The sequence below is a fragment of the Rhodoplanes sp. SY1 genome (genome assembly GCF_046000175.1).
Classification (GTDB): Bacteria; Pseudomonadota; Alphaproteobacteria; order Rhizobiales; family Xanthobacteraceae; genus Rhodoplanes.
Window position 1 is genome coordinate 1 of record NZ_JBEOMB010000522.1, and the last position, 582, is coordinate 582.

1 pseudogene is annotated in these 582 nt (G+C 50.3%); it reads left to right on the forward strand.

Annotation, left to right across the window (positions count from 1 at the left end):
- A pseudogene (locus ABTU92_RS30725) lies at window positions 1–441 on the forward strand (hypothetical protein); the annotation flags it as partial.
- Window positions 442–582: the final 141 nt, after the last annotated feature.

A 582-nucleotide genomic window follows, 5' to 3' on the forward strand; every position in this document is an offset into this window, starting at 1 on the left:
GGCGCCTTTTTGCTGTTTGACGATTCCTTCTACCGCTCGGTCGGCGGAATGGATCAGCGGTACCTCCTTTATACCGAGGATGTCGACCTCAGTTGGCGGGCATGGATTGCAGGCTACAAGGTTGTGTACGAGCCGAGGGCGGCAATCATCCACTTCAGCGGCGGACGATTTTATCGCGAAGACATCCTGAGCAACGAAACCTTTTATAGTCTAAGAAATTTTATATTTATCAGCCGTAAATACTTCGGTCGCGCGGGCGAATTACGTGCTTTGAATCTCCTATCCAAAGTGCACGATAAGGCGCTTGTCCTGGCAGTGAAGGCTTCCTACCGATCCGATCAGAAGCCGGACTTGCAGCGCGATTTCGGAAACTACAGAGTTCATCCTATGATGAAAATCACGGGCTTGAACCTCTTTCACGAGGTTAGGGATGGCGATTAACGTTCTGCTCCGATCGAAGTCAGGCCGGGAGGTGTTCGAGCGCATTAATTCTCACGTTGCCTTTCGATGTAAATTCTTTGAGCCAGAATACCCGTATTCGGCTCTGGTCAATCGTCTTCTGGAAGATTCGTCCGATCCCTA